This window comes from Wolbachia endosymbiont of Drosophila bocki, assembly GCF_028982005.1.
Taxonomy (GTDB): Bacteria; Pseudomonadota; Alphaproteobacteria; order Rickettsiales; family Anaplasmataceae; genus Wolbachia; species Wolbachia pipientis.
In genome coordinates, this window is record NZ_JAPQLG010000181.1 from 1 (window position 1) to 7,545 (window position 7,545).

General features: G+C 35.5%; 5 protein-coding genes. 4 read left to right on the forward strand and 1 reads right to left on the reverse strand.

Annotation, left to right across the window (positions count from 1 at the left end; genetic code table 11):
* The first annotated feature begins 698 nt into the window (after window positions 1-698).
* A complete protein-coding gene (guaA, locus tag OZD61_RS04280) occupies window positions 699-2,261 on the forward strand; it encodes a glutamine-hydrolyzing GMP synthase (protein WP_274979980.1) in 1,563 nt (520 codons plus the stop codon).
* Between the two features lie 32 nt (window positions 2,262-2,293).
* Here guaA and OZD61_RS04285 read toward each other — a convergent pair whose 3' ends face one another.
* Window positions 2,294-3,001: a TerC family protein gene (locus OZD61_RS04285; RefSeq protein WP_274979981.1), complete on the reverse strand. Its 708-nt coding sequence runs from the start codon at window positions 2,999-3,001 to the stop codon at window positions 2,294-2,296.
* Between the two features lie 397 nt (window positions 3,002-3,398).
* On the opposite strand from OZD61_RS04285, the gene OZD61_RS04290 reads away from it, so the two are divergent.
* The 3 genes from OZD61_RS04290 (at window position 3,399) to mutS (ending at window position 7,367) form a co-directional block, all read left to right on the forward strand.
* Window positions 3,399-3,581, forward strand: a complete 183-nt coding sequence (locus OZD61_RS04290; protein ID WP_006279522.1) for a hypothetical protein — start codon at window positions 3,399-3,401, stop codon at window positions 3,579-3,581.
* A 185-nt stretch (window positions 3,582-3,766) separates the two neighbouring features.
* The gene (locus OZD61_RS04295) at window positions 3,767-4,573 is read left to right on the forward strand and encodes an ankyrin repeat domain-containing protein (protein ID WP_274979982.1); all 807 of its coding nucleotides are present in this window, start codon (window positions 3,767-3,769) and stop codon (window positions 4,571-4,573) included.
* 274 nt (window positions 4,574-4,847) lie between these two features.
* On the forward strand, window positions 4,848-7,367 hold the full coding sequence (mutS, locus tag OZD61_RS04300; protein ID WP_274979983.1) for a DNA mismatch repair protein MutS: 2,520 nt from the start codon (window positions 4,848-4,850) through the stop codon (window positions 7,365-7,367).
* The last annotated feature ends 178 nt before the right edge of the window (window positions 7,368-7,545 follow it).

The following is a 7,545-nucleotide window of genomic DNA, read 5'->3' on the forward strand; positions in this document are numbered from 1 at the left end:
TAGATATACCTCTTTCTTAACTATGCTTATTTTACCTCATATTTTCGAGATCCTTAACAGGTTCTCAGAAAAAGTAGAGAGAAAGTTAAGCAAATGGGTAAATAGACTTCTTGCATAACCATATAACGCACTTTTATTGGGAATAGAAACGAAAAAACTTCCTTGACAAACTCCGCCAGCCCTCTTATCACAAAATTGAAGCTATTTATTTATCTTCTCTGTACAGATTAAATGACAAAAAAACTCACGTATCTGGCGTCTCATGTTTAATTTTTTGCACTATGTGCACYYTATGTCTTTATMAAAYTTCTACCTACATAAGCTGAAACGCGCTTATAAAGCGTTTAAAACATAAAAAAACGCCAACTTAAAAAATGGATAGTGAATAACCAGCTACCCTAGGGTTTCTTTTGCCTTTTTTTTCATTTGGTAAATTTCTTAAACATTTATGGCTAAACGACAATCGTCATCCCGCTGCTTGTTAGCGGGATCTCTTGTTAGCGGCTGAGATACTGCGGCGGTATGACGTAGATTGCTGTCATTCCGCTACTAGTTAGCGTCGCAGCGGCATGGTGTAGGAAAATTAGCTATATAGCTAACTTGTACCACGCGTTAAAGCTTTTAAACAGGTCTTGGTTTACTTACTCCATTATTTTCTTTATTATCAGATATCATTTTAAATAATATGGAGGAGCAAATTGTCAGCAATTGCCATTATTGATTTTGGTTCACAGTTTACACAGCTTATCGCAAGACAAGTAAGAGGAATGGGTGTTTATTGTGAGATATTTCCAAGCAACATCAGTTTTGAAACAATATCAAAATTCAATGGGTTTATTCTCTCTGGAGGACCACAATCTGTAAATGATGATTGTTCTGAAACAAGTAGAGTAGTACATGAAATTATAAAACTTAATGAGGCAACAAGCGTTCCTATACTCGGAATATGCTATGGACAGCAACTCATTTGTCATTATTTTGGAGCAAAAGTAAAAGAGAGTTTCAAACAGGAGTTTGGTAGAACTAAAATCAAGATACTAAAAGAATCCCCCATTGTAAAGGATACCTGGGATGTTAATTCTGAAGTGGATGTATTAATGAACCATGCGGACAGTGTTGATACTATACCACAGGGATTTACTGTTATCGCATCAGGTGTGGTAAATCAAACAATAGCAATGATTGTCAACGAACAGCGGAAGATTTACTGTACTCAGTTCCATCCTGAGGTTAAGCCCACAACAAATGGCAGTAAATTGCTCTCTAACTTCTTGGATATTGCAAATTGCAAAAGAGACTGGACAATGAAGTCGTTTATTGAGGAGCAAAAGGAAAAAATCAAAAATGTAGTAGGAGAGAAAAAAGTAATCGCTGCAGTAAGTGGTGGGGTTGATTCAAGCGTTGCAGCGGCTCTCACACATAAAGCTATAGGAAAACAATTGAACTGTATTTTTATCGATACTGGGTTGTTACGCAAGAACCAAACCATCGCTATGTTGAAAGAGATTCCGATAAATTACGTTGATAAATCAAATTTATTTTTGAGTAGGTTGAAGGGAATAACTGATCCAGAAGAAAAGCGAAAAATTATCGGTAACACTTTTATTGAAGTGTTTGAAGAAGAAGCAAAAAAAATAGGTGATGTGGATTTTTTGATGCAAGGTACCATCTACTCTGATGTAGTTGAGTCAGGGCATGCCTCAGACAGCACTAGTACAATTAAGTCTCACCATAATGTTGGTGGGTTGCCAGAAAAGATGAATCTGAAGTTAGTGGAGCCTTTACGTTACCTCTTTAAAGATGAGGTAAGGCTACTTGGAAAAGAAATTGGGCTTTCAGACGAGATAATATTTCAACATCCATTTCCTGGACCCGGACTTGCAGTGAGGATTATAAGTGAAGTCGATAAAGAAAAGGTGCAAATATTGCAAGAAGTAGATGAAATATATATTAATACGATGAAAAATTACGATCTATATGATAAGATATGGCAGGCTTTTGCTGTATTATTACCAATAAAAACTGTAGGCGTTATGGGAGATGGTCGTACGTATGGATATGTTTGTGCTTTAAGGGCTGTAACATCATCTGATGGTATGACAGCCGATGCATTTCCATTTGAAGATAAGGATCAACACTTGCTAGTATTTTGGGATTTTTTACGCAATGTCGGCAGTATAATTGTTAATAATGTTCCCGGAGTAAATAGAGTTGTTTATGATATCACTTCTAAACCACCCGCAACTATTGAGTGGGAGTAAATCAAAAAGATCCCGCTGCTTGTTAGCTGGATCTAGAGATACCGCGAATGAATCGCGGTATGACGGTTAATTTTCTTTATTTTGCTTATAATTTCCACAAGCAGTGCAAACATAAATGAAGAATACAAATATCCTTTTGATAATTCTATATGAAATCCATGAAGTATGAGGTACACACCGACAAGTAAAACAAATAAAATGGCGATTATTTTTAACCCTGGGTTAGATTTGATTAACTGGGCGGTATAACTTGATAAAAACAGCATTGCTAGCATGGAAAATGTAAATGCTGTAGCAATTATTACCATGTTATAAGTTAGTGCTATAGCAGTTAATATCGAATCAACCGAAAAAACTAAATCTATTAATATAATTTGTAGCACAACTAAAAAAAATTTTGATTTAACGTTTGCTTTCTTTTTATTTTTCTTACATACAAAGATGTCATCCCGTAACTCCATAGAGCTCTTAACAATAAGGAATAATCCCCCTGCGATCATAAGTAAATCCCTTGCTGATGCAGTGTGAAATATAGGTTTTTGCATTGATAATATAGATGATGTAAAAAATAGTATTACAAAACGCATTAATAGTGCTAATCCAAGGCCCATAAGGCGCACTCTTTCTCTCAGCGCATTTGGTACCTTATCTATTGCTAGAGAAATAAAGATTAAATTGTCTACACTAAGTATAGTTTCAAGTAGTGTAAGTGTCAGTAAAGTCCAAGCATCAGTTAGCATTTTTGTTTCAAATTCGGTTCTTCTTACTCTACAATAGATGTGTAAAAATTAAGTGACTTCACTCAGAAGTTTTATAGCAGTTCTCCAGAAAAACAGGATATATAAAGTTCAGCAGCTTCTTCTATTTTCGTTTTTGAGCAAAATCAATAATAAGAGAGTTTCTTATTTTCATGCACGCAAATAAGATAAAGCCTTATTTTCATTTTTGACTTTATTTGAAAATAATATATACTACAAAAATAGTGTGCTAGGTTGAATGAATGTATATTAAAGGATCACCATCAGGCAAAGTATTCGCTGGTTATCAGGCATTTATACCAAGCCCCTTGCCACCAAAATTTGAATGGGACAATGATTTAGTGAATAGTCTTTAAACCCTTACTTTACTATAAGGGAAGTGGTTGAAAACTTAGGTGTCGTATTTACAACAGCCCAAAGAGCAATCGTAAAGCTTGAAGATTTAGGCATCGTTTCACAAACTTCTCAAGGAAAGAGAGATCGGGTTTATTGTGCAACTGATATTTTGAATATTCTAGAAGAACCAACTAAGATTACAGAGAACTTCGATAGCACATTGTAGCTATTGTGATGAATAAATTCAGCAAACAGCAAGCTTAAAGAGTCTGATCCAATGGACATGCTGAACAAAAAGTAAGGAGCTCCTTTTGGAGGATTATATTAACTTATTAATTAATTGCTTGACTTTTAGCAGGATTTATTATATTATTTACTAATGAGTAATGCAATCAAACCAAGGGGGATAGCATGATAAATAATTTGGATTCAATAATTCTTGGAATAAAAGATGGTGAAAAGGCGATTGAAGATTTAAGGGTTGTTCTTAAAAAAATAAAAGAAGAAGTTATTACTACACAGACATTTAATTACGCTTTACAATGCCCACAAACTACAAAGGAAGCGATAGTACACGAAATTCTGCTTCATTTTATACAAAATCCTGGCGAGCAATCACTAGAACAAGTAATACAATACTTAGATGGAGCAATACAATCTAGGATATATGCAAAAAACAACCCAATAAGAAATCTAGATGAAGAATTTCGTACTCATATAAACTTTAAAGATGAAGAGGGAAATACATTACTACATCATGCAGTTATAGGTAATAAAACTGAAGAAATAACCACCCTGCTTGTTACATATAGTGCAAATCCTTTGATACAAAACGCGGATAATAAAGTTCCTTCAGATTTAGCTCAAGGAAAAACAAAAGAAGTGCTTATTAAAAATATGAAAAAACAAGCTAATACGAAAAAAGAAAGCGCTATGGTAGGCAGTTTGGTGCCTGGCGTAATAATTGGTGGTTTTCTTGGTGTTGTACTTGGAGCTGGTGTGTGTGTTGCAGTAAGTCTTTCTGGTGGTATGATACTAGGTGTAATGATAGCATCTTCTCTTGTTGCTAGTATAGCTATTGGACTGGCCATGTATTTTTTGAGTCAAGACTATGAACAGGCTAAAGCGATAGAAAAAACTATTAGCACTGTTAGCTCTGAAATATCTGTTGATGATACAACTGTCGCAAATGGTAAACAGGGGCCACAACTTACATAGAAAAAGCTATAGTATTTTTCAAACTAAATAATAAACCTTGTAATTAGGATATTCTGGATTCCAGCGTCACGCGCTGGAATGACAAATGTGTTTTTGTTTTTTTGTCATCAAATACTCCTACTCCTTATGTCATCCAAGTGTCCTGACTACTTGGATCCAAGAAATTTAATTGTTTTAAATTTTCCCCCCTATACACCTATTTAAAATTTATCTTATTCACATGTGCAATATAATCTATAATAACGTTTATCAATACAATATATTAAAAAATATTATGAGCTTCGTAAAAGAAAAAAACACCCCTGTGATGGAGCAGTATTTGAACCTGAAAGCTCAATACAAAGATCATCTGCTATTTTATAGGCTAGGAGATTTTTATGAATTGTTTTTCGATGATGCTATTAAAGCTGCGAAATTGCTGAATATAGTGCTCACTAAGAGAGGTAATTCGTGTGGGCAAGAAATACCAATGTGTGGAGTGCCAGCACACAGTAGTGAATCTTACCTGCACAAGCTAATAGATTTAGGATTCAAAGTAGCAATCTGTGATCAATTAGAAACTGCTGATGAAGCAAAAAAGAGGGGCTATAAATCCATAGTAAAACGTGATGTAGTGCGAGTTGTAACTCCAGGTACAATTATAGAAGATTCACTACTGGAGGATAAAAGCAATAATTATCTCGCATCCATAGTTGAACAAAATGACGAATATGCTATTAGTTGGCTTGAATTATCGACGGGAAAATTTTTTCACACTTTAACGAGTTTGAAAGCTCTAGATAGTGATTTATTGCGTATATCACCAAGAGAATTATTAATTTCTGAAAAATTCACTGAGGATGAAAAAATTAGATCGATTTTAAAAAATTATAAAATATCAATTACGCAACACGCACAGAGCTTTTTTGAGTATAGTAAATCTCACAGAACATTATGCGAGTTTTATAAAATCAGGGAACTTGGGAGTATAGGAAATTTCAGCAAAGTAGAAATCATGGCGTGTGGTGCACTGCTTGAATATGTCAGAGTAACGCAAAGGGGCTCCATTCCAAGGCTTGAATTCCCAAAAACCTATAAGCAACAAAATTTCATGCTTATTGATGCTTCAGCAAGGAGAAATCTTGAGTTGTTTTCAACTCAATTTGGTGAAAAGAAAGGTTCACTAATTTCAGTTATTGATCATACAGTTACAGCTTCTGGTGGACGCCTGCTCAAACAAATGCTCGCTTCACCCCTTGCTTGCTCCAAGGCAATCAATTTGAGGCTCAGCACCGCTCAATTTTTTGTAAATAATCATGATTCACGCAGAAAAATACGAGAGATATTATCTAACATTCCGGATATTGAAAGGTCTTTATCGCGCTTAATACTAGGGCGTGGTTCACCAAAGGATATGAACCTATTGAAAATAGGCCTAGGAAAGACTTTAGAGTTGTCTGAGTTTCTGTCTACCTTGCATAATTATTGTTTAAGTGAAGAACCAGTAGCTAACTCTCAGATGTCATTCCAGTGCTTGGCACTGGAATCTAGAGAAAAGGAGTCAGTGTCTACCACTCAGGTGATAAGTAGTGACGAGAGTGAACTCAGCACAATACATAAAAGCCTTGGCAATCATAAAGACCTGTTTGAGCTTCTAAACGGTGCTGTGCTTGATAACAATCTTAGTTCCGTAAAAGAAGGAGGGTTTATCCACTCAAAATACAACTCAGAATTATCTGAGTTATCCTATGTATTAAATAATAGTAATAAACTAATAACCAAACTCCGTGAATCTTATCGCGACCTAACTGGTATTGCCGCACTTAAAATATTACATAACAACATACTCGGTTATTACGTTGAAGTGTCGGCAAATCACAAAATAACTTCGGATATATTTATTCATAGACAAAGCTTAGCAAATAGCATGCGCTACACTACTAATGAATTGAAAGAACTAGAAAATAAAATTCTTACGGCACGTGATGCTGCAATCGGCTTAGAAATGAAAATTTTTAGTGAACTGTGTAGTGAAGTCGCTAAAGAATCTGAAAAAATTGCTCTTGCCGCAAATGCTTTGGCAAAACTTGATATTAGAACCGCATTTGCAGAGCTTGCAGTGCAAAATAATTACGTAAAACCTATTATTGATGACAGCAAAGAGTTCAATATCTGTAGCGGAAGACACTCAGTGGTTGAAGTTAACGATAAATTCATTGCAAATAGCATCAATTTAGCTGGTATACATCTAATTACTGGTCCTAATATGGCTGGAAAAAGCACTTTCTTGAGGCAAAACGCTCTCATTGCAACTTTAGCTCACATGGGGTCATTTGTGCCAGCAGAGAGTGCACATATTGGAGTGATTGACAAGATATTCAGCAGGGTTGGCGCAACGGATAATATAACAGCTGGTTATTCTACCTTCATGGTAGAGATGATCGAAACAGCAACGATAGTAAATCAGGCAACGGACCGTTCCTTGGTGATACTTGATGAAATTGGTAGGGGCACAGGGGTGTATGATGGATTATCTATTGCACAGGCGGTGATTGAACATATTCACAATGTAAATAAGTGCCGCGCCATTTTTGCAACTCATTATCATGAATTAACTAAAGTAAGCAAATACTTGAAGAACGTGAAATGTTTTTGTGTAAAAATAAGAGAGTGGAACGGAGAGGTTATTTTTCTACATGAAGTAATTGAAGGCATTGCAGATGAGTCATATGGAATACATGTAGCAAAACTTGCTGGCTTTCCTGATTCTGTTTTAAATAGAGCAAGTGAAGTGTTTGAGGAGCTGAAGGCTTGAATCATTATTATAAGTGAAGAATTACCTATACAATCGTGGTAGTAGCTATAGAAACGAAAAACTTACTTGACACCCTTCGCCAGCGCCCTTATCATGACAGCGGAGCTGTTGTATTTGCTTTCGCCAATCTGCAGATTAAAAGGTAAGGATTACTTAATGTATCGGCGTCTTATGTTCA

Coding starts and splice junctions, on each gene's coding strand:
- OZD61_RS04285 (WP_274979981.1), bottom strand. CDS start 3,001: ATGCTAACTGATGCTTGGACTTTACTGACACTTACACTACTTGAAACT.
- OZD61_RS04295 (WP_274979982.1), top strand. CDS start 3,767: ATGATAAATAATTTGGATTCAATAATTCTTGGAATAAAAGATGGTGAA.
- mutS (WP_274979983.1), top strand. CDS start 4,848: ATGAGCTTCGTAAAAGAAAAAAACACCCCTGTGATGGAGCAGTATTTG.